Source organism: Marinobacter mangrovi, assembly GCF_016798325.1.
GTDB classification, from domain to species: Bacteria; Pseudomonadota; Gammaproteobacteria; order Pseudomonadales; family Oleiphilaceae; genus Marinobacter_A; species Marinobacter_A mangrovi.
The window spans coordinates 1,092,389-1,118,128 of record NZ_JAERVO010000001.1 but is presented as its reverse complement, the minus strand read 5'-3'; the positions used below and the strand labels follow the sequence as shown (position 1 = coordinate 1,118,128).

The 25,740-nt window shown below is 56.7% G+C and carries 16 protein-coding genes; 5 read left to right on the top strand and 11 right to left on the bottom strand.

What is annotated here, in order from left to right; all coding sequences use genetic code 11:
• The first annotated feature begins 4 nt into the window (after positions 1-4).
• Positions 5-991, top strand: a complete 987-nt coding sequence (locus JL474_RS04915; protein WP_203141129.1) for an acyltransferase family protein — start codon at positions 5-7, stop codon at positions 989-991.
• Here the strand turns inward: JL474_RS04915 and JL474_RS04910 are convergent, their stop codons facing one another.
• Positions 992-1,990, bottom strand: coding sequence for a glycosyltransferase family 2 protein (locus JL474_RS04910; RefSeq protein ID WP_203141128.1), 999 nt, complete (start codon positions 1,988-1,990; stop codon positions 992-994).
• Between the two features lie 126 nt (positions 1,991-2,116).
• Here JL474_RS04910 and JL474_RS04905 point away from each other — a divergent pair, with 126 nt between their 5' ends.
• Together JL474_RS04905 and JL474_RS04900 are read left to right on the top strand one after the other, a co-directional pair.
• Positions 2,117-3,082: a glycosyltransferase family 2 protein gene (locus JL474_RS04905; protein ID WP_203141127.1), complete on the top strand. Its 966-nt coding sequence runs from the start codon at positions 2,117-2,119 to the stop codon at positions 3,080-3,082.
• Between the two features lie 36 nt (positions 3,083-3,118).
• Positions 3,119-4,063: a glycosyltransferase family 2 protein gene (locus JL474_RS04900; protein ID WP_203141126.1), complete on the top strand. Its 945-nt coding sequence runs from the start codon at positions 3,119-3,121 to the stop codon at positions 4,061-4,063.
• A gap of 25 nt (positions 4,064-4,088) precedes the next feature.
• Here JL474_RS04900 and JL474_RS04895 read toward each other — a convergent pair whose 3' ends face one another.
• Positions 4,089-5,618: an oligosaccharide flippase family protein gene (locus JL474_RS04895; RefSeq protein WP_203141125.1), complete on the bottom strand. Its 1,530-nt coding sequence runs from the start codon at positions 5,616-5,618 to the stop codon at positions 4,089-4,091.
• Positions 5,619-5,776: 158 nt separating this feature from the next.
• The gene (locus tag JL474_RS04890; RefSeq protein WP_203141124.1) at positions 5,777-10,318 is read right to left on the bottom strand and encodes a Kelch repeat-containing protein; all 4,542 of its coding nucleotides are present in this window, start codon (positions 10,316-10,318) and stop codon (positions 5,777-5,779) included.
• Positions 10,319-10,714: 396 nt separating this feature from the next.
• Between JL474_RS04890 and JL474_RS04885 the strand changes: the two genes are divergently transcribed.
• Together JL474_RS04885 and xrt are read left to right on the top strand one after the other, a co-directional pair.
• Positions 10,715-11,485, top strand: a complete 771-nt coding sequence (locus tag JL474_RS04885; protein WP_236011985.1) for a GNAT family N-acetyltransferase — start codon at positions 10,715-10,717, stop codon at positions 11,483-11,485.
• Positions 11,486-11,549: 64 nt separating this feature from the next.
• Complete coding sequence (gene xrt, locus JL474_RS04880) at positions 11,550-13,112, top strand: exosortase (RefSeq protein ID WP_203141122.1); 1,563 nt, start codon at positions 11,550-11,552, stop codon at positions 13,110-13,112.
• 6 nt (positions 13,113-13,118) lie between these two features.
• Here xrt and JL474_RS04875 read toward each other — a convergent pair whose 3' ends face one another.
• The 8 genes from JL474_RS04875 to JL474_RS04840 all read right to left on the bottom strand — a co-directional run bounded on the left by JL474_RS04875 (position 13,119) and on the right by JL474_RS04840 (position 25,642).
• Positions 13,119-14,969 (bottom strand): PA14 domain-containing protein, encoded by a 1,851-nt coding sequence (locus tag JL474_RS04875; RefSeq protein ID WP_328797776.1) that lies wholly within the window; start codon positions 14,967-14,969, stop codon positions 13,119-13,121.
• 427 nt (positions 14,970-15,396) lie between these two features.
• Positions 15,397-16,086 (bottom strand): PEP-CTERM sorting domain-containing protein, encoded by a 690-nt coding sequence (locus JL474_RS04870; RefSeq protein ID WP_203141120.1) that lies wholly within the window; start codon positions 16,084-16,086, stop codon positions 15,397-15,399.
• Positions 16,087-16,232: 146 nt separating this feature from the next.
• Positions 16,233-18,920, bottom strand: coding sequence for a tetratricopeptide repeat protein (locus tag JL474_RS04865; protein WP_203141119.1), 2,688 nt, complete (start codon positions 18,918-18,920; stop codon positions 16,233-16,235).
• A 53-nt stretch (positions 18,921-18,973) separates the two neighbouring features.
• Positions 18,974-20,350, bottom strand: a complete 1,377-nt coding sequence (prsR, locus tag JL474_RS04860; RefSeq protein WP_203141118.1) for a PEP-CTERM-box response regulator transcription factor — start codon at positions 20,348-20,350, stop codon at positions 18,974-18,976.
• A gap of 250 nt (positions 20,351-20,600) precedes the next feature.
• Positions 20,601-22,715, bottom strand: coding sequence for an XrtA/PEP-CTERM system histidine kinase PrsK (gene prsK, locus JL474_RS04855; protein ID WP_203141117.1), 2,115 nt, complete (start codon positions 22,713-22,715; stop codon positions 20,601-20,603).
• 188 nt (positions 22,716-22,903) lie between these two features.
• A complete protein-coding gene (locus JL474_RS04850; RefSeq protein WP_123635450.1) occupies positions 22,904-23,851 on the bottom strand; it encodes an SDR family oxidoreductase in 948 nt (315 codons plus the stop codon).
• On the bottom strand, positions 23,851-24,666 hold the full coding sequence (locus JL474_RS04845) for a lysophospholipid acyltransferase family protein (protein ID WP_123635451.1): 816 nt from the start codon (positions 24,664-24,666) through the stop codon (positions 23,851-23,853). The genes JL474_RS04850 and JL474_RS04845 overlap by 1 nt, the downstream gene beginning before the upstream one ends.
• A gap of 82 nt (positions 24,667-24,748) precedes the next feature.
• Positions 24,749-25,642: a D-hexose-6-phosphate mutarotase gene (locus JL474_RS04840; RefSeq protein ID WP_203141116.1), complete on the bottom strand. Its 894-nt coding sequence runs from the start codon at positions 25,640-25,642 to the stop codon at positions 24,749-24,751.
• Positions 25,643-25,740 lie beyond the last annotated feature (98 nt).

Below are 25,740 nucleotides of genomic sequence, written 5' to 3'. Positions count from 1 at the left end.
TCACATGAGAGCAAAGGATCTTGCCATAGAAACCTTAAGAGCAATAGCCATAATTCTTGTGGTGGCGTTGCACATAACGAATGATGGTCCGCTGGACCAAGCCCGATCGTTTTATGATTATTTTGCATATACTTTTCAAAATATCAGGTTGCCTTTGTTTACAGTGATTTCGGGTTATTTGTACGGATTAAGGCCAGCTTACTCCGGGGGTTATTCGACTTTTGTTTTAGGTAAGATCCGGAGAATTATTGTTCCGCTCGTGACCGTGGTTACCCTCGAAATTGTTGCAAAATCGTTTCTTCCTGGCGTGACGGAGAAAGCTTCGATTGATCAGCTGTTTCATGCAATAGTTTATCCTTACGAGCATTTTTGGTTTTTACAGGTGATCTTTTTAATATTTGTATTTGTGGGTTTGTTGGATAAGTTACACATAATAAATTCCTTCTCAATTTGGGCGGGAGTGTTTATTTCTAGCTGCTGTATATATGTATTCTATCCTTTTCTTGACATTGATTTGCCTATTTTTTCCTTGGGTACTACAAGTTACCTCTTACCATTTTTTTTCTTAGGTTATGGAGTGGCAAGATTCGGTGAAGATATGTTTTCAGACAACCGTAGTTATTTATGGTTAGCGTTGTTTTTAATATCTTTTCTTATTCAGCAATACGTATGGTTTGAGGGGCATGCCGAATTTGCATCTAAACGTTCTTTTTTGGGGTTGATCGTATCGGTTGCTGGATGTGCTACTTTGTTCATTTTTAGACGGCCAGTTATGGGGCTTTGCACATTAGGCTCGTTTGCTTTCACGATATATCTTTATCAAGGGTTTGGTTCAGCTATTGGTAGAAGAGTTGGCTCTCTATTCTTTGAATCTAATCCGCATATGTATTTTATATGTGTGATTGCAATTACATTAGCTTTCGGTGTTGTTGTCGATGTTACTGTTTCTAAAATCCCCAAGGTGAGAAAACTAATGCTGGGCGTTAGGTAGTTATCCATTTTTTTTTAGTAGCTTTTTAGTTTTTCGCATTTTCCCCAGTAAATTTTGTCCCAAAGATATTTTCATCAATAATGATAAACTGTTTTTAGAGGGGTAGTGTGCGATTGATCTGAAAATGCTTTTGAGTGCAGATAGATGATTGCCGCTGTTAACCTGTTCGCAAGCTATATCATGATAGTTCTTTGATAGTAGTTTTCTTATATTTAATCGAAATTCCCTGTTTATTCTTTCTTGGAATTTGGTTGTCGAACTGTTTTTGAGTTGGCGTTCTAATACTTTTATTTTGTTAGTTGCTCGTTTTTTCGCATTGCCACTAGATATGCTGTTTTGATGTATTCGGTATTCATGATATTCATTGCTTAGATAAATAATATTATATCTTTTTGCGATTTCAAACCACATTCCTCGATCATCGCCGTTCTGTATTTCTTCATCAAAATAACCCACATCAAGAAAGATGTTTTTGGGTATTACTACGCCCGATGTACCAATATAATTCTGTTTTGAAAGATATAGCCAAGGTTCTGGTGTGGGCAATCTAAAGACAGTTTTTTTTGGATTGTTTTGGATTTTTTTTATGAAGCTATAGCTATCTAAGAAGCGAGTTCTAAGTGTATTTCCATGCTCGTCAATTGTTTTGAAATTGGTGAATAGTAGTCCTGAGTCTGGATGCTCATTTAATGCTGCCAGTGAATCCTCGATTTTTCCGGGAAGCATTATGTCATCTGAATCAAAGAGAAAAATATACTTTCCTCTTGCCGCGGCTATCCCTCTGTTCCTCGGAGATGCCGGCCCACCACTGTTTGGTTGCCAGATGTAGCGAATGCGGTCATTTAGGTACAAACTTACAAGGTCTTTTGTATTGTCTGTCGAACCATCGTCAACGATTATAATTTCATCCTGTTCAGTCAACTGAGGCAAGATACTTTCAATTGTTTCAGGCAGCGTCGATGCTGCATTATAGGAGGGGATGATGACGCTGGCTCTCATAAGTCCTTTCCGTGAGTAAGCGTTATTCCAGTAGACCGTGTCTAGCTGATACCTTCAATAAGGTCGGCAAAAGGGCGCTCATGCTGTACACCCTCTAGCTCGAACCTTGTGCAAGGATTAGAGGGAATGCGTATGAAGCTTTCCGTTGTAATCCCAGCCTATAATGCCTCAAATACCATTCAACGAACACTGGATTCGGTGTTGCCCATTGTTGGTGATCAGTGCGAAGTGCTGATTGTTGACGACGGGTCTACAGATGCCCTTGCCGAAGTCCTCAAGCCCTATGTAGACGGGGTAACGGTTCGACTGATTCGTCAATCGAATTCTGGTGGACCAGCCTCTCCAAGGAATCGAGGGATTGCTGAAACTACCGGCGATTATGTGCTTTTCCTTGATGCCGACGATGTTGTCGTTACGGATGAGGTTCAGCCGACATTACAGCTGTTGGAGCAGCATCAGGACGTTAGCATGATTTGCGGAAACTTCGATGTTACCGACGCCCAGCTTTCCACTCGCATTTCCAGAAATATCGATCGTTACGCAACTTTCCAGGCCGTTCTTCGTGAGCGAGCGGGTCCCAATGCCTGGAAAATCCCCAGCGAAACAGCGGTAGCCGTATTGTTGCAAACCAATTTTGTCGGTACGTCGAGCGTTATCGCGCGTCGTTCGTCGCTGGAACTGGTGGGTGCCTTCGACGAGAAACTTCGCAACCTCGACGATCGGGATATGTGGATCCGGCTCTCACAGGCAGGCCCAATCCTTTACAGGGAGCGGGTGTTTTACAAATATCGGGACTCCGAAGGCAGCGTTTCAAAGCAGCGCCAGTTGGAGCAATGCAGTGAGAGGGCGGCGGTCGCAAAAAAGGTGATTCGTACCGCCAAATCGTCCCGAATTAAGCAGTTAGCTCGCCGTTGTCGATCACAGAATCAGCTCAAGATAGGCTATATTCTATTTCATGAGCGGGCGCAATCCCGCCAGGCTTTTGGGGCTTTCTGTGCATCTTTTCTCGATCGCCCCAATGTGGCTGCGTTTAAGGGCATGCTGAAGTCTTTGCTTCCCAGACGCATGTATCAGTTGATGGTGCGCACCTAACTGACGTTATCCCTGGGGGATAGGGGAGGTCGGCAAATGACAGCGGATCGTCCTGTGGTAAGTGTCTGCATAGCGGCCTTCAATGCAGAGCCGTATCTGGAGGAGACGGTGGCCAGTGTTCAGGCGCAAGGCGTTGAAGCGCTTGAGATGATTATTGTCAATGATGGTTCAACGGATGGAACGTTGAGTCTGGCGCACAGGCTCTCTGAAGCCGACGATCGGATCATCGTGGTCGATCAACCTAACAGTGGCTCCTGTGTCGCCCGGAATACGGCTTTTGAGCGGGCGAGAGGTCAGTACATTTGCACGCTTGATGCGGATGATATCTGGCCGGCTGGCAAACTGACCGATCAGTTGTCTCTCCTTGAAAAGCATCCTGACTCCATCGTCATCGGTGGCGTGAAGCGATTTCGTGATAGGGACGGAGAACGGGTCTGGGGCGAAGAAACCCTCCCGTTTCATGCGGCAGACCGAAAGAAATATCTCAAGCATCTGCTGTCCATGCCGGATGTCGAGAAGGTTCTATTGAATACGTTGTGCGCGCCCGCTGGCTTTATTAAAGCCAATAATTGGAATCCGGAATTCCGAACCGGGCACGACTGGGAGGTCTGGATTCGGCTGGCGTACAAACATCCATTTATTCATGCACCGCAGATTTACCAGTTTTACCGCAAACATCCGGTCAGTACGACCAAGCGAAACCGGGTACGCATGGTGGGAGACTGCCAGCTGAAGGTCATCGAACGCCATGGTCCCACAATCTGCGACTCTCGGAGCGAGTTAAACCGTGTTGCAGCCGAATGCGCCATGCACTTTGCAACAACGTCGCTGTGTATGGGCAATAAACGGGACGCGCTTTATTTCCTGTGGCGAGCATTGGCTGCGGGCGGCGTTCCACTGCTCTCGAAACGATTTTACGCCATCCTCCTGAAGCTCATTGCGGCCTCGGGATGGCGTAGTCGATCACCTCAAACGGGTTAATCCGCCAGGGAAGGCGGGCAAGACTTTAAGTACCTTTGTTTCCTTCAAGTCGACGAAAACCCTGCCAGAGAAGCTGCTTCTCCCGATCGTTGAGAACGAACAGCCAGAGCATACCCAAATAGATGACACTGAATCCGATGATTTCGAACAGTACGTGAGGGATGCTCGCTTGAAGATCCATATATTCATTCAGCATATAGCCCATAACGGCCAGCGTCAGTATGGGGACTAGTGGCTTGGCCACGGTCGTGTACAGGAGCGACAAGGACAAATGACTGTGTTGGGCCACATAGCTCGGCTGCAGGATGGTTCGGGTGAATGTGAAGGGCAGCGATATGGCCAGGGAAGCCGCTAACAACGGGTTCGGAATGAAGGTTATAAAGATTGGTATAAGCACCAGCGAGGCGATGGTTTCAATCACAGAGACCAGGGCTTGATAGCGATTCTTGGCCATCGCAAACAGGACGTTACTGAAAGGGTTGGTAATAAAGACAATCATCCGGCCTGTCAGGAGAATCACAAGGACCAGGTAGGCGTCCTCGGCATTGAACTTGGATCCCATCCAGACTCTGATGACATCTTTCCCAAACAGTACGCCGCCTGACAGCATCAGACCCGCAACGATGGTGTTCAGGCGCAGGAACATCACAACTTTTTGCTTGAGAGCGTCGTCGTCCTGCTGTGCAAAGGCCTCGGTATAGAGTGGCAGCGTGAAACCGAACGCTTTATTGAGCAATTGGTTCGCATAGTCCACCAGTCGCACGCCCACATAATAGACCGTCAACGTGGCAGGTGACGTGAAAGCGGCCACCAGCCAGACATCGCCCCGCTCCTTGAGCAGCCTGGCCAGGTCCATAAGAAAGGTCCAGGCGCTAAACCCGAAGATTTCCTTGAGTGTTCCCTTATCGACGCTTCGAAAGTGAACTGATACCTCTGGTTCCAGGTAGCGTGCGATATAACGGAACACGAAGTTTGACAGGAAAGACGACAGAAACTGGACCAGGGCTATCGCGATTAACTGATAGCCGGCGAACAGGAGATAGGCGACTACAAGTGTACTTAGTATCTTGAAAGCGATTCGAGAGTAGGACATCAAGTCCTGACGGAGATGATATCCGGCAATACCGGCGTAACTCTTGAAAGGGAATTCGATGGCGATATTGAGCCCGACGATCACAATCAGAATGCGGACCAGCTCTATGTTCTCGGGATTCTTGACGATCAGGGAGGAGGCGAAGGCAATAACGACGCTGGTCAGAAATATAACTATGGCCAGGACGGAATAGATAGCGAATGCCGTTGACACAATCTGGCTGGCACGTTTGCGGTCATTCTGACCCAACGCGTAGGACACGAAGCGAGTGACACTGGATGCCATCCCGATATCAAACAGGTAAAGCGAGCTGACGATGCTACCGATCACGATCCAGATGCCATAAAGATCCTCTCCCAGAATCCGGATCATGAGCGGCATCATGATCAGACCAGTCACAATGGCTATAACGGTCTCTAACGTCCGTGCAAATGAACTGGCCACAAATCGCTTCGCACGCATGTACTGCTTTCCCTGTCAGGTGCCTGAAAGAAGGGCAGTATAGCGCACTCGCGCTTTCGTGCGTGGTGCTCGTCCGGTGAATTGAGATGCGAGTAATCGGCACTGACGAAAAAGGGGCTGATCCTGCGATCAGCCCCTTTTTTGGTCGGGTGGTGTGCCTAGAAACTCAGCACCTCATGCAGCGTACTGAAGGTGGTGCCGGTGGACAGCCCGCCACCCACAACGTGCACGCTGTTGTTGATGGTGGCGGAGGCCGGTCCATGGCGCGGACTCGGGATCTTGACCAGGCTGCGCCAGGTCTGGGTGGCCGGGTCGTATTCCTCGTTCTGCTCAAACACGCCCGACGGGCTGTCCGGGTTCTGCTCGCCGCCGATGACCTGGATGCGGCCATTCGCGGTACCGACGGCCATGGCGCGGCGTCCGGTAGGCATGGGTGTCTGGCCGGTCCAGGTGCCGGTTGCCGGCGAGTATTTCTCCATGCTGACCAGCGTCGGATTGGTGGTTGAGCCATCCGCGTTGCGAATCCGGCCGCCGAACACATACAGCTCGTTGTCGATAACGGCGGAGCCGGGGTTGTCACGCCGTGTCTGGAGCGGCGTAACGGTCTGCCAGCTGCCGCTGGCCGGCGTGTAAGCCTCGACGGTGGCCAGGGATGCACCGCTGCTGTTCATGCCACCCACTACATAGATGACCCCGTTGATGACCTGAGCGGTCGCGCCGCCACGGGCGGTCGGCATGTTCGGCAGGCTGGTCCAGCTGTTGCTGCCCGGATTGTAGACGGCAGCGTTACTGACCGCGCCGGAGAAGGGCTCGGTCGAGCCGCCGAAGACATACAGTTGGCCGTTGTGGGCGACGACGGCGGCGTTCTCGACACCCACGCCCGGCAGGTTGGCGCCCTGGCTCCAGCTGTTGCTGCTGGCGTTATAGATCCAGAGGCTGGTGAGGTGGCCGCTGCTGTTCTTGCCGCCGACGACGTACATCTTGTCGCCGATCGCCGCACCAGCCGCATCCAGGATGCTGACCGGCAGGTTGGCGTCGTTGCCCCAGCATCCCAGACTGACCGGCTGCAGTGACGTGAGCTTGTCGCCACCGAACTGGCCGACGAAGATGACGCCATTTGGCGTTTGCGCGAGAGGCAGCGGATCGTTGAACCCGGTAATCAGGGGCGTGCCTTCGATCACACTGTTGCCGTCCTCACTCAGCTGGACGCGGAAGACATCGTCGCCAATGGAGTAATCGGCAATCAGCAACTGCCCGTTGAGGAAATCACCGACGCAGCCGGTGGCGCCCTTGTACTCGATGATGCCGTTGGCGGATTTGTGATCCCCCAGGTTAAAGAACGGCTCGACATAGTTGGGCAGCGGCGCAACGCCTTGATAGTGGCCGTCCTTGAAGACGCACTCGTCACGGTACGGGTTCGGATGCCCGAAATAGTCCCCTTCGTTGACCAGGTGCAGCAGGTCCGGCTGGACGCCCGGGTTGTCGCCACCATTCAGATAGCTGGCCGTATCGCCGAAGCCGAGGCAGGGCGGTGTTGGCGTGGGCGGATAGGTACCGGTGACGCCAAGCCCGTTGTCGGTGGCGTACATCTTGCCGTTGGAGTGGAACACGAAGTCATAGCTGTTGCGCAGGCCGGTGGCGTAGGTCTGCACGTCGCAGGGCGGTGGCCCGAAGATGTTGCTGGTGTTGGCGCAGGTGCCGTCAAAACCGGCGGCGAATACATCGGCGACCAGGATGGCGGCACTCAGGGGCTGCTCCTGCATGGTGCCGAACTCGGAGTTCGAGTTATTGGGCGCGCCGGCACCGGTGTTGCCGCCCATGGCGATGTACAGCCGGTTGTCCGCGCCAAAGTGGATCGAGTTGATGGAGTGGTTCGCCTTCGCCCGGGGCAGGCCGGTGATCACGTGTTGGACCTGGGAGAAGTTCGGGCCGTAGAGACGGCTGACCATGCCGGAATTCGGCTCGCCGTTATCGACCGACGGGCTGGAGTGCGCGAGCCACAGCTCGACGTTACTGGCAGTGGAGGTCGGCGAGACGGTAATACCCAGCGTCAGGCGCGGGCCGATGGCATCCTGCAGGGACGTGATGGTTTGCTGGTCGATGATGTTGAAGTCGTCATCGAAGGTCAGCGCTTCCACCGTGCCGAACAGTTGGGCGACGTACAGCCGATCGTCGGGCCCCCAGACCATGGAGGTCGGGTAATCGACGTTGTAGCTCTTGCGCACGAAATCGAGGCTGGACGACGGGGACTCCGGTGTACCGCCGACTTCCAGTGTGAATTCATCGAACTGGTAGGTCTGCGGTGTCGCGCTGCCCCGGCTGGTGGCAAAGATACCCGCGAAGCTGCGCGTCCCGATTTCCGGATCGATACCGGCGGCATCGAAGCTGAAGAACTCGTCCGGTGGAGACAGCGTCGCCAACTGGTTGGTGGTTCCACCTTCGATGGCGTAGTGGACTTCGACGGTGCGGGTATACGGGTTGACGACCATCATGAAGGTGATGTCCTTCCCGTACAGATCGCCGGCAGCGACGGTGCGTTCAACGGCCGTCAGCCCACCGATTTCCATCAGGTAGTGCAGGCGCGGTCCTTCCGGTCGGGCGATGATGACCAGTTTGATGTAATTGTCTTCGTCGGTGCCGAACCAGAGGCCCGCCTGCTCATAGTTGCCGGTACCCGTAGGCACGTTCTTGAGCTGCGTGGTGATGCGGGTGATCTGGTTGGGGGCAGCAAAGCCCACGCCCAGGGCGTTGTCCTGGGAATTGTTGGACAGGTACTGGATGCCCGATGTGGTGGTCAGGTTCAGCACGCCATCCAGGAAGTTCATCTCCAGGTTGTCCGGGATATAGCCGGTGCCGGCTGAGGGCTGGTCCACCCAGGTAAAGCCGGTACCCAGACCGTTCCTGTCCATCAGGTGGCCCTGGCTTTCAGTGAATGTGAGCTGGTAGGGCAGGTCCACCCTGACGTCGGTACAGACCACCGGGGCGCACTTGTCGTTGCTGGTCAGGTTGAGCGTGACCGGTACGTCCACGTTGGGGAATCCGCTGGCGGTAATGGTCAGCGTGGCGCCGTAGCTGCCCGAGGCCATGCCGGCACTGTCGACACTCACCTGAACGCTATCCGGCGTGTTGCCGGAGGTCGGCGAGGCGTGCAGCCAGGGCATATTGGTGCTGACGGTAAAGGCGTGGGACTCACTGTTGGAATGCGTGATGTTCAGCGTCTGGGACGCGATCGTGGAACCCGGAGTGCCGGAAAAGACCAGGCTGGCCGGGCTGGCAACCAGGGTATCCGGGTCATCCGTGATCGTCAGAGTGTAAACCAGCTCGCCAGCGATATAGCCGTCCGCGTCGGCGGTCAGTTTCCCGGTGTAGGTCCCGGCAGCAAGTCCATCCGGCGAGGCCTTCACAGTAATGGTCGCCGGCGTGGTGCCTGAGTTGGTGCTGAAGGTGAGCCAGCTGGCATTCGATGTGATATCGAACGGAGCGCCCGAATTATCGCTGCTGGTCAGGTTCACGTTCTGCTGCAGGATGTCGGTACTGCCTACGGGGCGTGATCCGGCCAAGCTGGTTTGTGCGAAATTCAGCGTTGCTGAGTCGTTGGACACCGTGAAGAAGACGGTGGTTTCATGCGTCGTTCCATCCTTGGCAAGGACGACGGCCGTCAACGTGTTGTTGCCCTCGGGTAACGAGGTGGTATCGAACGGGATGGCCAGATCCGTCGCTGTGGTTCCGGCCAGGTCGTAGGGCGGCAGGTTTTCCTTCTTGGCCGGCGCGCCGGTCTTGAGCGGGTCGTTAATGTAGAAGTAAACCCGCGTAATGGACTGGTTGTCCGGCACGAACACGTACACATCACCTGAGACGGTGGCTCCTTGCAGTCCATTCGCACCGCTTCGATCGGCAGCCAGGCTGTAGACGATGGGATAGAGGCTGCTGTCGTCAGGCACGATCTCGAGGGTGACGGTCAGCGAATCACTGGCGTAGCCGTTCGCTGTGGCTGTCACGTTGGCGGTGTAAGAGCCCGGAGCAAGACCGTTGGGCGAAGCGGTAAGAGTCAGCACGTCGGGTGTGGTGCCAGATGAGGGGCTGACGCTGAGCCAGTTTGCGTCGTCGCTGATGGAGAAATCAGCGTTCGCATTCTGGTTGGTTTCCAGCGACACGTTCGCCGATTGGGTCTGGGTGTCGTTTTCGGTGGCCAGGAAGCTGAAGCTGGCGTTCGAGAATTCGAGTTGGGGGACGGCATTGTTGACCGTAAATGCGGCTGACAGCACCTCTGTGGCGCCGCTGGTATAGGTCACCAGGGCATACAGCGTGTGCTGTCCATCGTTGATTGTGTTGGTGTTGAACGGGAGTGCCAGGTCATTGTCGGCCGTACCACCCAGATCGAAAGGCGCGATGTTTTCCCGCTTGAATAACGTGGAGGGCGGCGGTGAATCGAGATAGAACTCGACGCGTCGAATGCCGTCTATAGGAGCAGCGAAGATGTAAACGTCATCCGTCAGTTCCATGCCGCTCAAACTGGTCGGGGATGACCGATCGGGAAACGAGCTGACCAGAAGCGATGGCGCCGCCGTTGCAACGCCGGAAAGGCCCAACATGAACGCAAGCAGGAACCAGCGCATCAGGTATGGGATACAGGCCCAAAGCCGGATTTCTCTCTTGTTATCTCCGGGCGTTTTGGCGAATGTGCCGAGTAATTGTTTCATTTGGACAGAACCTCCCGACAGATCAGACACTCCACTCGGGCGGATTCGCATATAAAATGCCAAACGGGCAGATCGTGTAAGGATTACAGTGTGATAACTTGCATTTTCTGTCTGCAAATACGACAGTCATGTAAGTTTTTTCGACAAGGATTGCGGCTCTATGCAGAAGGATGACGCCTTGCTATGACGCTGTTTCAAACCCGTGCATGGCAGGATGCCTGGTGGTCGGTGTGGGGGAATACGGCCGGTTTCAGCCTGGTCCGTCCCGGCCAGGGTGGCGTGTCTGGTCTGTATACGGATCGTTACAGGTTTCGCGGTATTTTCCCGATTCGCTGCCTGCAGTTTGTGGGCACCAATTACCGCCGGCTTTCGACTCCGCGCACGGAATACAACGGTTTGATCGAGCCCGGCCAGGATCCTGCGGAAAGCGCCGTGGGTCCGTATGGTTCACTGATGGAGGCGCCGTGGTCTGAAGCGGTTTTCCGGGACATCGTCCAGGACGGCTCCGATCATCGGGCTCTGAAGCAGCTGGCGGAGGAGCGGGGACTCGACAGCCGGGAGGTGGCCAGCGATGTCGCCTATCAGGTTCGCACATCGGGTGATTTCAAGGCCTATGTCGCTGGCCTGGGAAGCAGCACCCGGCTTCGATTCTATAACCGGCGCAAGGTTCTGGAATCCCTGGGAGACCTTTCAATCCGGAACGCGTGGACCAGCGATCCGGCGGATTTTTTTGAGCGGCTGAACGACTTCCATGTCGAACGATGGGGAACACCCTGTTTTGGACGGGAGAGCTTGCAGTTCCACCGTCGGTTCCTCGATGGGCTGGCGGATGAGGGGGGCGTACCGGAGCTTTCCGTGCTGGAAGTTGACGGAAAGGCCGTCTCGGTTCTCTATAACGTCCGGTTTAAAGGGTGCACCTACAACCTCCAGTCCGGCTTTGTCGAAGGTTTCCACCGTAAGCTGGCGCTCGGGTCATTGCATCTCGGATACGCCATCGAGGATGCTTTCATGGACCCGGACTTGGCCTGTTTCGATTTGTTGGCCGGGCAGGGGAAAAACAGTAATTATAAGCAGCATATTGCGACAGACAGCGTGACTTTGGTGTCGTTAATGCTGGTCCGGTCGGCTTTCTACAAGTGGCTTTACCGGGTTAAACCGCAACAGTAAACAGTCTCATGGAAGCGGCTTCCTTACGCTTGCTTTCAGGCGCTAACGGGTTGGGATGTGGAGCATGGATCGAGGGAACGCGGTATCAGGTATCAGGGTGTGGTCGCCGGTTGTTTTTCTGGTGGCCTTTGTCGCCGGAACCTATCCCATACTGGCCGGCATCGCCGAACGGTGGGTGAAATGGGATGAGGCCTATTCCCACGGCCTGATTCTTTTTGCCGTTTGTCTGTACCTGACCATTCAGAAGTTGCGCCGGGTTCGACCGGTAGCCGGGTTCTACTGGCCCTGGTTGGTACCGCTGGTCCTATCGGCTGTTCTGTATGGCATTGGCGGGATGCTCAGAATTGAGGCGGTTCAGCAGATCATGCTGTTGCCCATTCTGTTCTCCGGGCTGTTGGTGCAATGGGGCTGGCGCCAGACGATTCCTTTCCTGATCCCCATTGGCCTGATCGTTTTCGCGATTCCCTTCTGGGACTACCTCGCGTGGTACCTGCAGCTGGTCACCGTGGCGGTCAACCAGTTGTTTCTTTCGCAACTGGGCATCAATTTCGTTGTCGAGGGCGTGTTTGTTTACTTCCCGGGAATTGGCGCGTTTGAGATTGCCCACGGCTGCTCGGGACTGCGGTATTTGCTGGTCGGCCTGACGCTGACCTTTCTGTACAGCGAGCTCAACCTTGCCACCGTCCGGGCCCGCATCGCATTGATCAGTTTTGGCGCCATCCTGGCGCTGGTCGCGAACTGGGTGCGGGTGTTTGTGATCATCCACACCGGCTATGCCACCAAGATGACGTCGTCGCTGGTCAATCATCACGATACGTTTGGTTGGTGGGTGTTTGCGGCGACCCTGGTGCCTGTCTTCGTCTTTGCGCGCTGGCTGGAGAAGCGTGAAGACGCAGCGGCCCCGCAGGACGCTCCAGAAAGCGTCAGGGCTACCGGGACGGGGCGCTCGGCGCTGGCCGGGCTCTCGACGTCCGCCATACCCCTGATCCTGCTGGCCATGGCGTTCTGGCCGGGAACGGTGTCCAGGGCGGGTAACGTCAGCACGGACGTTCAGCATCGCGGGCTGGATGTGTTTGAGTCCACCGAGTGGCTGCCACTGTTCGGTAGCGGTCTTGCGGCCTGGCATCCGATCGTGGAGCGACCGGATCGTTCTTTCGAGCAGACCTACGTCCGGCGGGGAACGCTTGAGAGCGATGGGCAGGATCAGCAGCTTCCGCACTACTTTGTCGGTCTCTACAGCTATGACTACCAGAGGCAGGGCGGAGAAGTGATTCAATACGGCAACCACATCTACGATGGCGAGGCGTTTCTTCCGAGTCAGGCCTTTGATGTCGGACCCGAGGGTGAATCGACGATGTCCGGTGTGACCATCTCAGCCCATAACGACGCCACTCCGATTTACATCGCTTACGCCTATTATGTCGAGGGACGCTGGGAAACCAGTGAACTGCAGGCCAAGCTGGCGCAATTGCCGGGGGCTTTCAACCGGCGCACGGATGCATCTCTTCTGGTGGTCGCCGTTCGCTGTCACGACTGTGATGGGCAGGCGGCGCTGAATAAAATTGCGCCCGGCATTCGAGACCGGGCGCAGTCGTATATCGACGGTGCGTACCTCAGGCGTCAATAAGCCAGCTTATTGAACCTCCTGGGACACTTCATCCGAAGGCGGACTGATCAGGCCGTTGCTGTCTACGGTTTGTACCGTAAAGTACCAGGTGCCTGAAGAAAGTCCGTCGAACGTGTAGTTGGTGGTACCGGCGTCGACCTCCTGGGTCTGCCCGAGATTGCCGGACTCCTGGCCGTAATTGATGATGTAGTGATCAATCTCACTCAGGGCGATGGAGGAACCATCCAGCCGGGTGGAGGGCGCAGTCCAGGACAGGGTGACGTTGCCCGTTGTGGTCGGCGGTGGTGTCGGTTCAGGCTCGGTGCTACCTCCTCCTGTGCCGGCGGATGTGGATTCCAGCGTCCAGGGGTCCAGGTCGCTCTGGTAGGCGTCCAGGTTGGTAACACTGCTGCTGTTGTTGACCTGTGAAGCGTCGTTGATCCAGGGATTCAGGCCATAGCTGAGCTCCCAGGTGTCCGGGATCCCGTCTGAATCGGAATCCTGGGTGCTCGAGGCGTCCGGATCAGGCGCGGTGATCGTGCTTTCCTGCGCGACGGTGTTGCCATTGGACTGATCGACGATGGCGAACTGAGCCACCGCATCACCGGAATTCTCGTAGTACTCGATGTTGATGTTGGCCGACTCGCCGGCCTGCATACTGCGGGTGTACGAGAAGGTCTCGGTAGCGTGATTGGACCAGTCGTTAATCACACGTTCGCCGTTGATGTAGAGCCGTGTGCCGTCATCGGTGCTGAGATTGAATTCGTAGTCTCGACTGCCACTGCTGTGCGGGGCGGTAAAGATCCCTGTCCAGCGGACGCTGAACCCATCGTTGCCGATGCCGCTCATCGGAGAGCCGGAACCCCAGTCGAAGTCGACGGTGGCGTCCTGACGGGTGGCGACGAAGTCATCGAACGCCATGCCGGTGAAGTATTGGCCCACGAAGCCGCTGGTTGTCGGCGCGGTGGATCCGCCTCCGGTGTCTTCCGGCACGTCGTCGCTGTTATTCGGGTCGGTACCGGCCTGGTATTCCTGGAGGTTGGTGTAGCCGTCTCCATCCGCATCCCGGCCGGCGTCGCTGCCATTGAGCGGATCCAGGTTATAAGCGAACTCCTGGCCATCCGGAATGCCGTCACCGTCGGTGTCGGCGTTGTTTTCCTTGGTGCCGATCAGGAACTCGTCGGCGGCGGTCAGGAAGTCGCCGTCGGGGTCGGTGTCAGCGTCGTTGGAGTTGGATGGATCTAGGCCATTGACGGTTTCCCAGTTGTCATAGAGGCCGTCTGAATCGTTATCAAGTGGCGGGAACTCGGGGTTGAAGGAAAGCCCCTGGGTGCTGTCGAAATAACCAACCCGATACCCGAGTGTATAGGCCTCGGCAGAGGATTGATTCTCATAGTTACCGGATTGGCCTTCACTGTATAGATAATCGCCGGAGATGACTTCCTGGGAAATGCCCGGCCCAGACCAGGCTACGGCGAAATGCTCACCACCTGAACCCTGTTTGTGGCGGATTTCAAAGTAGTAGCGCTTTCCCCCTTCGAGTACTTGTGTGCCAGACGTTTGGGACGAGTACTTGGTGTAGTTGTACGGGGTGGTGTAGTTCGGCACTGATGCGATGATTTCAGCGTTGGAAGGCGATTCGTTGGTGCTGAACCAGAATTGGGTCTCATCGTCACCCGAAACATAAAAGGTGTATTCGCCATTGGTCGGGGGCTCAATGTAACCCCGCACCAAACTGCCGTAGTAATTCCCAAGGCCTCCGGGATTGTCCAGGGACGTCAACTCTTTGGTGGTGTTGGGGTTGTCGGGATAGGCGTCGATGCTGGTCAGGTCGGAGACATCAGACCCGGTGATTCCGGTCCAGATCCTGAACTGCACTTTCCCTGGCTCACTGGTTGCCGGCAAGGCCGCGGGTGGCGGGAGCTCGCCGACCTGGGAGGGCCACATCTGGCAACCGTGGATAAATAAGATGGTGCTACCTATCAGCAAAACCTTTGCGTTATGCATAAGTCGTCACCCGAATCGAGTACAAACTTGGCATGGGGATGGCCATTCCGGCGTCCCGCGCCTTGTGGCGAACCCACCAGGGACGCTAAACCCATCACTGTGACCTTGACGGAGTTCTGGCGTCAGGAGAGTGAGTTACACAAAGTATCGTTCCCGCAGAAAGGCCCTGCCACGTGGATTTAGGAATCTTTTGATCTTTAGAGAGGGATGTTATTCGTTTAAATGATGAGCAAATATTTGCCTGGACAATAGGGGAGACGGGCCCGCGCAAGGCGGGCCGTTTCGGTCTTCTTTCTGTTTAACGGCGTCTTCGGAACGTGAGAAGGCCGCCCAGCCCGAGAGCGAACAGCGCCAGACTGGCGGGCTCGGGTACCGATATAATCTGGAAGATCGAGAAGTCGCTCTGGTTATTGCATTTACCGGTGCCGCACGTGTTCGAGTAGAGTGCGTCAAAGGTCAGCGAACCGATCAGGTTCTTCCCGAAAATGGCGCCGACATCCACCGTTCCCGGCGAGCCGAAGACTGCGGTGCTGGCCGCCAGCGGAGACATGCTTGAATCGCCGTCGATGGTCAGCGAGACGAAATCATCGCCTGGATTGAGGTAGACATTCTTCAGTACGGCAACGCTGGAGCTGCCATCCAGGAAGGTGGCGGTAATCCGGGCAATCTCTTCGACGTCTCCGAATTCCGGGCCGTCGTAGAGAAAGGCGAGGGAGAAGCCACCAAGCACGAAGCCGGATGATGAACTGGCGGTCAGGCTTTCCCGCAATCCGATTTCATTGGTGCCGGAATCGCCCGCGACACCAACGCCGGCGGCCGTTATACCGTATTCGGTTTTAGTGCCGAGCTCACCGCCTGTGGCGGAGAAGGTTAAACCGCCGCCATAGCCAGAGGCGATGTCGGTGGCTGTGATGACCGTTGCACTTGCCCCCAAAGAAAGCATTCCCATTGACAAGGCAAGTGCCAGTCCATTGGTCGGAATACGCATGGCGGAGCCTCCTCCTGCCAACTACATGAGGAATACAACTGCTGCGATTTACATGCCATGGGCTATGCGAAGAGGAAAATCAGAAGGTTACGTCTGACTTGCCGAACGGTGCTGTAAAACCGTTCGACAAGTCGCTTATCACGGCATTAGAGCTTGGACAATATCTTCTGGGCCTCGTCCTGGCGTCCTGTCGATTTGTAGGCCTCCGCAAGATGCTGCGCGATTTCAGTGGTTTGCGGTGACAGCTTGTAGGCTTTTTCAAGTACGGGCAGGCTCCCGCTGTGATCCCCCTGCTGGAACAGGATCCAGCCGTAGGTATCGGCAATCGCCGCGGAGTCCGGTTTGAGGTTGTAAGCTTTTTCGGCAAGCTGGCGGGCATCCTGTTTGCCGGATTCGTGGTACAGCCACGCCAGGTTGTTCAGGGCCACCACATTCCGGGGCGAGGTGTTCAGGACCTGCTGGTAAGCGTCCATGGCTTTCTGGGCATCACCACGTGTTTGATAGGCCATGGCAAGCCGCATTTGCAGGGCCTCGTTCCCCGGATGGTCCTCGACACCGTTTTCCAGCGCCTTGATCGCCCGCAGCTCCTGCTGGCTTTCTCCGAGGGCTTCGACGAACAGCAGGGTCAGCTGCGGTGAGTTGTCCTTGGCCAGGGCCAGCTCATAGAGATCCGCCGCTTTGCCGTAACGCTTCTTGTCCTTTTCATGCGCCGCTTCGACGACATAGGGCTGGGGTGAATCCGGGTGTTTCAGTCGGGCTTCCTTGAGGATATCCCGGGCGGCTTTCTCATTGTCCATCTCGAAGTAGACCTGTGCGGTCTGCAGGGCGATGGCTTCGTTGTCCGGGAACAGCACTTGTGCCCGTTGCATGATCGCAAGGGCGTTCTGCTTGTCGTCGGTTTTCAGCTTATTGCCGGCGACCGATCCGTAGACGTTGGCCACAGCGCCGGTATTCGGTGACAGCTCGTTCTCACTGACCGGCTCAAGCAGGGAGGCAGACAGTTCGTCAGCCCGATTGATGTTGTTGGCGCGCAATGCCAGTTCGAGCAGGGCCAGCTTGGGTGCAAGTGCATCAGGATGGTCCTTGCCGACTTGAGTCAGGTAAGCCTGCAGCTGCTCGGGCGAGGTGACCTGGGCCAGGCCCTGAATGGCAGCTCGGTTGTCCGGCGCCTTGGCGATGGCGACCTTGAACTGGCGGCTGGCTTCGTCCTTGTTGTCCTGGCTCATGGCCAGGCCACCCAGTGCGTTGTTGGCGCGGGGGTCGCTGTCTGACAGTTTCAGCGCCTGGTTGTAGTACTGTCGGGCCTGAGGCGCATCACCGGCGCGGGCCGCCAGGCCACCACTGACCAGCAGTGCCGTGATGTTGTCCGGCTGCTCCTTGACCCAGGCACTGGCGGATTCTTCAGCGGCCTGGGTGTCGCCGGCCCGGACATAGGCATTGATGATCAGTTGGCGTGCCTGGTCATTGTCCGGTTGCGCGTCCATAACCTGTTCGGCCTGGGCAATGGCGGTGTCGGTATCGCCCTGTTCAACGAGGTAGTTGGCGTACCGCAGACGCAGGTCGTGGTTGTTCGGGTCGAGTTCCAGTGCTTTCTCAATGTACTTGCGACCGGCCTCGTCATCACCGCTGGCCAGGTGGGCGATGCCGATCAGCGCCAGGACACCGGGGTCTGTCTGTTTGTCATCCAGATTCTCGAGCAGTTTTCGGGCTTCCTCCGGACGCTGCAGGCGTAATTGGGTGGCAGCCAGCAGTTTACTGGCGGCCGGGGAGTCCTGGATCTGGCTGATCGGCTCAAGCAGTTCCTTGGCTTCTTCAACACGCCCCTGCTGGAAGCGGATCATGCCCAGCATAATGGAGCTCTGGACGTGGTTCGGGGCCTGTTTCAGCACTTCGTTCAGGTAGCGGGCGGCGCCTTCCAGGTCGCCTTTACGATAGGCTTCCTGCGCGGCGTCGAAATTGCTCTTGATGGTGCCGGGCGCCGACTTGGCCAGGATTTCCTCGTAGACAAAGGCTTCCGACGATTTGCCTTCCTCGCGAAGCACGCTCACCAGCGAGGAGATCGTGGTGTACTTCCGGTAGGTCATGATGTCGTACTTGCCGATGTCTTCCAGCGCACGGATGTAGGCTTCCTCGGACTTTTCCCATTGCTTCTGTTGCTGGGCCAGTTGGGCCTTCCAGAGCCACAGTTCCGGGTCGTTGGCGTCCACATCTTCCGCTTGCTTGATCTTTTGCCGGGCAAGATCGGTGTTGCCCTGGGCCTGCGCCACCTTGGACAGTCCAATCAGTGCCAGGGTCGATGTGGCGTCGGAATCCAATGCCTTCTGATAGGCGGATTGCGCTTTGGGGTAGTTCCTGGCGGCCAGTTGAATGTCGCCGCGCAGCAAATCAGCCCGGACCTGCTGGGTTCGATCCGGCGATTTCAGCTTGTCCAGGGCCTTAAGAGCGGCATCGCTGTCCTGGCGCATCAGGAAGGTTTTGGCCAGGATGAGCTGGATTCGGTTCTGGATGTTATCGGTGGTGCCTTTTTCCTGGAGCTGCTTATCGATTTCCTTGACCTGACGCGCCGCGGTCACGGCATCGCCGGCGGTGATCAGGTTATCGATAATGATGAAATAGGGATCCACCTTGTGTGGGTTCAGGTCGATGGCGCTGCGCGCTTCAAGCGTACTGGCCTTGAGTTCACCCTGACGCTGGAAAAAACGGGATTGATCCAGATGGCTGAGGTATTGCAGCTCCTGCTGGCTCATTTCTTCCTTGTCGTCACTGCACCCGGTCAGCAGAGAGGTAAAGGCGACTGCCAGCAGGGTAATGCGAAACAACGTCTTCCACTTCATTGTCAGGTCCTTGTCATCCAGATACGGGGCGTCCTTCGTGCCGCCGGTGCCGATCAGGCACCGGAAACGGCGGGTGATGTCTCGATTTTATACTTGTCTGTCAGGTTGTAGAGCGTGGGGCGGGTGATGCCGAGTAACCGGGCGGCCTGAGCCATGTTGAAGTTGCTGGTTTTCAGGGCATGGTTGATGGCTGAGCGTTCTGCATCCTCGCGGACCTGACGCAGGTTGAGCACATTGCCGTCGTGGACGAAATCGTCGCATCGCAGCTGCAGGTCGCTGGCCGTGACGCGTTTGCCTTCGGCCATGATGGTGGCGCGCTTGATCTTGTTGATCATTTCCCGGACGTTCCCGGGCCAACTGTAGCTCTGGATAGCCTGCATGGCATCTTCCGAGAAGCCCAGGTTGGGGCGATCGAGTTGCCGTCCCAGCGACTTGAGCAGCGATTGGGCGATGACGATGGCATCGCCATCCCGTTCCCGCACGGCGGGGACGTCGAGGGTGATTTCACTGATCCGGTAGTAGAGGTCTTCGCGGAAATCGCCGCTGGAGACCAGGTCTTCCACGTTGCGGTGGGTCGCACACACCACGCGCACGTCCACATGGATCGGGTTGACGGCGCCAACCCGGTCAATGACCCGTTCCTGCAGGAACCGCAGCAGTTTGGCCTGCAGCGGCATGGGCATGTCGCCGATTTCGTCGAGGAACAGCGTGCCCCCGTTGGCCATCTCGATCTTGCCTTTCTTGCTCTGGGTGGCGCCGGTGAAGGCCCCTTTCTCGAAGCCGAACAGCTCGCTTTCCAGCAGGTTTTCCGGAATGGCAGCACAGTTAATGGCCGCGAAGGTATGGTCCGCCCGCTGACTCATGTCGTGAATGGCGCGGGCGAGCAGTTCCTTGCCGGTGCCGGTTTCACCGATGATCAATGTGGTCACATCGGCCGGAGCCACTTTTTCGACCATCCTGCACAGTGAAAGCATTTGAGGGCTGGCGGCCACGATCCCCTTGATCGACGTGCCGTTACGGCCCTGGCTGAGCTCTCGGTTCTCCAGTTCCAGTTCGGCCAGACGGAAGGCGCGGTTGACGACGAAGGTGAGAATGTCCGGATCCAGCGGTTTCTGGTAGAAATCGCTGGCACCCATGCCAATGGCACGGACTGCGTTCTCCCGGTCCTCGCGCCCGGTGACGACGACCACCTTGGTGTTGGGGGACAGGCGGACAATGTCGTCCAGCAGGGCGAACCCTTCTTTCGCGCCGCCCGGGTCGGGGGGTAGACCCAGATCAAGGGTGACGACCTGGGGCTCGAATCGACGCAGGGCGGTGAGGGCCGCTTCGCGATCGCCGGCGACGACCACTTCGACATCGTCGGTGAAGCACCAGCGCATCTGACTTTGCAGGCCAGGATCGTCTTCGACAATCAATAAACGCTTATTCACGACAGAACCAAATCCTTTTTTCTGATCGGTGACATTGGGCGCTGGGTGATATAACCCTGAACACCTTTGAGAGCTTTCTTCTTTACTGCCGACGGCTATTCTGGGTGCCGTCTGTTAACATACTGTAACACTGATTCTGGCTGTATTTTGACGGAAATCAACAGTAATGCACTCGATGCATCGAGAATGAACAAAAATTTGACAAACATTTAACCGTTGGTCGTTTTGTGAGCAGGTTGATGGCCTGCGGTCAGGCATTCTCGGCAATCGGCTGGGGCGGTTCATCGAGATTGCCCCGCTTGATTTCGGGCTTTCCCAGCGGCAGCCGGACCGAAAAACAGGAACCCACTCCCGGTTCGCTGGTCACGTCGATGTTACCGCCTATCTGGCGAACGTATTCCCGCGCCTGATAGGCGCCAATGCCCATGCCGGCCAGTCCCTTGGTGCTCTCGAACGGCTTGAACAGCTTCATCTTGATGAAGTCTTCATTCATGCCGGCGCCGGTATCCTGAATAAAAATCACCACGTGATCGGAGCCTTTCTTCAGGTTCAGGGTGACTTCGCCGGTGGGTGGGGTGGCGTCCTGCGCATTCTGGATCAAGTGCCCGATGACGCTGCGCAGCTGTTCGGGATCGGCCCGGACCCAAATCGGTTCGCCGGGAGGATGGTAAACGGGTTTGGGTTCGCTGCGGGTATGGTGATGCGCCAACTCTTCCAGCATCGATTCGAGTTCGATCGGCTGCACCGGCATCTCGTTCGTAGCGGGTTTGCGAATATGATCCACCAGGCCGGACAGCTTGGTGGCGGCATGCTCGGTAGTACGGATCATATCGTCGATGAACTCGGGTTTGTCGCGGTGCCTTTCCGCGTTTTTTACCAGCAATGAGAGTTGGGCGATCATGGTTTTAAGGTCGTGCACCATGAAGGCGGACGCCTTCGATACGGCTTCGAACTGCATAGCGCGGGACAGACGGTTCTGTGCATCGGCCTGTGCCAACACGTTACAGGTCTGGCGTGCCACGACCCGGATTAAGTCAAAGTTTTCCCAGTTGAGCTCCACTTTGGCGTACGGCGACCCAACCAGGCAGACCCCGTAGAGTTCATCGCCCAGGTACAGCGGGATCACGAGCCAGCCATCGGGGAATTTGAGGATGGCGTCGGGTATTTCCAGCAGTTCATAGCGGATCGGATCGATGTGGTATTCCGACAGGTCGATGATCCATTCCTTTTCATTGAAGAAGCTGACGATGTTGGCGTCGCGGTCGATCATGGTGTGTCTGGGCGGCGTCAGGTTGACCGTGGTGTGCAGCACATAGTTACCGTCTTCATCCCGGACCCAGAGCGCGCCGGCGTTGCTTTCCACCAGATCGGCCATGATCCGCACGACCCTCTCGGGCAATGGGGGATCTTCCGTGAGGTTGGCGAAAATCTGGGTCATTTTCAGCCACTCTTCCCGGTAGTCGTACTTGTAGTCAAAAAAGTTCTGGCTGATGAAAATCATCAACCGTGCCCGGAACCGGCTGGAGCTGAGCAGCGCGGTAAACAGCACCAGGAAAACGGTCAGGAACAGGACCTGCAACGCTTCGCCCCAGTCTCCGCCCAGGGTTCGGACGTAATAGCCGCCAATAGCCACGAAAATCAGGTAGGCGCCGGCGAAGGCAATGGCCCCCACGTGGAACACGGCATTGCGGGAGAGCTGGAAATCCACCGGCTGTTTGCGGGTATTGATGACGTTGACGGCAAACAGCGGCGCCAGGAAGGCGTTGGCGGCGCCCCGGGCACTCCAGAACGAATCCGACAACTGGCCGAAGAGCAGGGCGTCGGAATACATAAAGAAGTCGTAGGCGAAGATGCCGCCAATCCCGATGCACAGGTACTTCATGCTCGAGCGGCCGAAGGAGAGGGAATTACGCCAGATCTGTTCAATCAGGCAAACCCCGAGCAACGACAGGGCGATCTGGCCCACGACCTTGGTCTTGCCGTCCAGCAGTTGCCAGCCCAGCGCGTATTCCAGGGCGCCACAGGTCAGTAGCGTCAGGATGAGCAGGCCGATGGCAGTGCCCAGTACCCGGCGCAGGGTGGTGGCCATGTGGCCGGAGCGTTTGCTGTCGCGAATCAGCGCAAACAGCACGGCGACCCAGGCGGCATCGCGAATCAGCTCCAACAGGTAGCGGATAAAGAAAGGGGGCTGGTTCCAGATCATCTGGGCCACGAGGGACGTGGCCCAGATGGTCGACACCATAGCGGCCAGCATGAGCGCCCGATCCGTGTTGCGCCTCAGGTATTTGGAACCAACCAGGATGGCCAGGGCCGCGTACGCCAGGGCCGCAGCGGAATGGCTCACCAGACTGAAGTCGATGCTCATGGGTACTCGTCCTGTGAGTTTAGGAGCCTCTGACTAAGCACGAGGGCGCCGCGACCACCGGTGCCGCGCCCGTTTTTCGACCAGTATAAAAGCAATTCTGTCGCGGATGCACACAGTCTGTGGTTTGGGGTGCCGGGAAGTCCGCTTTCCACGCACCCCGCCGTTGCGCACCGGGTCCGGCAGGGGCTTTAAACCGGATGTTTGTTTTCCCGATAGTAGCGGAAGATCTCCTTCAGCGGCCGCTTGGGTTTGAAGCCGAAGGTATCGCGGAACGTCCGCCCATCAATCACCACCGGATACTTGAAGAAGCTCATCAGGTATGAGGGGAAGCTCTTCATATTCAGCAGGCGCGCAATGGTCCGGGGCAGTACCGGCGGAATCGAGGGAATGGGTACCCGGGTGCAGCCACTGAGCTGGAGGGCGTGTTGGTAGGCGATCCAGTCATCCGGCGCGACGTTGAAGACACCCCGTTCCGGTTTGCGATAGCTGAGTACAATGGCGTCTGCCATGTCATCGATGTGGATGAACTGCATCATCGGCGAGAAACCGGCCAGCACCGGGGCGCGGCGGCTGGCCAGCAGCGTACTGATCGAGTTGCGCACGCCGGGGCCGACGATGTTGCAGGGTCGCAGGACCGTGATGTTGAGATCCGGATAGCGCCACAGGTAGATGTTGGCCAGGTTCTCCAGTTCGATGGAGTCGACCAGATCCATGCTCAGGCCGGCCCCCTTGAGCGGTGCCTGCTCGTCGATCAACGCCGGGTTGTAGGCGCTGGCCCCGTAGACGTGGTAGGTGGAGAGCACGATCACCCGGTGGATACCGTATTTATGCGCCAGATCCAGCAGCTTCTGGCTTCCCAGCACGTTGGCATTGTATCGCCGCATGCGGGTTTCCTGGCTCGACATGATGCGGCCCAGGTGAATGATGCCCTCGAATTGGAAGCGGCGGAATAAGTCCTCGAACACCCGCTTGTTGAAATCGATGCAGTAGCTGGGAATGTCGTCGCCGAGGTAGACCTGCTCCCGGAAATCGACGGCGACCAGCTGGTAGTCGTCACGCAGGCGGTTGATCACCTGCTGGGCCAGGGCGCCGGCGGCACCGGTGACCAGAATCTGTGGTTTGCGTTCGTTCGCCATCAGAACAGCCTTTTCCTCTCGCTCAATCCCTGATTGATCAACTCGTTGATCTCCGCCTTGACCACCTCAACCCGCTCGGTGACCTTTTCTTCCGGAATGTCGGCGTTGTCGAAGTGCATGGGTTTGCCGAACTTCAGGTAAACCTTGGCCGGAAACACGAACGGTACGGCCAGGGGCACGTAAGGCAATCCAAGCGCCTTCGCCAGCGGCTTTACGTTGGCCACGGCGGGAATGGTTTCCTCACAGCCCACCACACCGACCGGCACGATGGTGGCGTTGTATTGCATCGCCAAGCGCATAAAGCCGTTACCGAAGCGCTTGAGCTGGTAGCGGTCGCTGTAGAGTTTGCCCGAACCACGGATGCCTTCCGGGAACACGATGATGGCCTCGTTGTTGGCCAGCATTTTGGCGCAGTTCACCGGGTCCCCCAGCACGGCTCCGATCTGGTTCAGGATATTGCCGAGGTAGGGCACCGTCGGGAAGAAGCGCTCGATCATGGCCCTGGGCAGCCGCGGGTTCCTTTCGCGCGAGGCCACCGCGGTGCCGATCAGCAGGCCGTCGATCGGCAATTGCCCGCTGTGGTTGGCGATCAGCAGCACCGGACCTTCGGCCGGCACGTTGTCGACGCCATCGGCCACCACCCGGAAATACTTCTCGTAGATCTGCTTGGCCAGCGAGAAACCGATCTTCAGCGAATCGTTGTTGTAGCCCCAGGGGTCGTAGCCCAGCGAGCCGAGCGGCTTGCGGATCCGGTTGACCTGGTCTTCCAGCGATTGCGGAACGACTTTTTCCTTGATGAACGATCTCAGACTCATCAGCGCTTCCTGGTTGGTATTCTCGTTGTCGGCTGTCCGTAACAGTGCAGGATACGTGCCCCTGTTGTTTTGGAGCGGTGTTCTAGCACCGTGACAGCACCAATTCCGTGGTGTGGCTCTCGCCGTCCATTAAACGGATAAAGTGAGGCCATGCATTGGCGGTTTCGACGCACAGCATGGTTTTCCAGGCGTCATCCGGGAAGTCCGACAGCCGTTTGGCCTTCTCCGGACCGGGATTCCAGACCACGGTCGACTCGCTCCCCTGGGTTTCAATACGGGTAACGTGCCTGGGTGTATGCACCAGAATGGGGCCGCCTCGCTGGTAGATTCGATCCGTCTCGCCACGAAAGCGGACGTCGCCGGATTCCAGGATTTCCTGCCAGTCGTGAAGGGTGTCGATGTAGTGTGTCTGTTCCAGGCCGCTCAGGAAACTGTGAGTCACGTCCGCGGTCGGGAAATAGGTGTGCAGGGCTTCGGTGTACTCCACCGGCGTTGAGCCCGTGTTGTGCGTTGTCAGCAGGATCTGGCAGTGCTCGGCATTGAAGCGGAAGGTCATCCGGGCCCGCAGCGGCCAGGCGCTGCCGATATCGCCACAGTTGGCGGCATCCAGCATGAGGCTGATTTCCACATCCTGTTCCGATTCGTGGATATCGGCCAGGGTCCACGCGTGGGTGCGGGCAAAGCCGTGCGCTTTGTCCGTTTGTGCCCGGTTCGCGACCGGTTCCGGGTTGCGCCGGGCGTCGCCAAACCAGGGCCAACAAACCGGGATGCCGCCGCGAATGGCGCGGCCCTGCTCGAAGGTGGCATCCGGACTCATCCAGAGCCAGTTGTCCTCCCCCGTGGGGGCAAAGTGGGTGAGGTGGGCGCCTTGCAGGAAGATACGGGCCGAAAAACGGGGATGCCTGATTTCGATCGCGTCGAGGTCGCCCTGGGTGATCCGGGCGGTAAACAGTGCATCCGATTTGCTTGAAGTCATCCAGTTCGGTCCTTTTGACGCATATGATGGGGAACCGGCCGGTTTGTCGTCACTGACCGGCGTTGTTCCTTAGTTTGAGTCTTCCACGATTTTGTGAT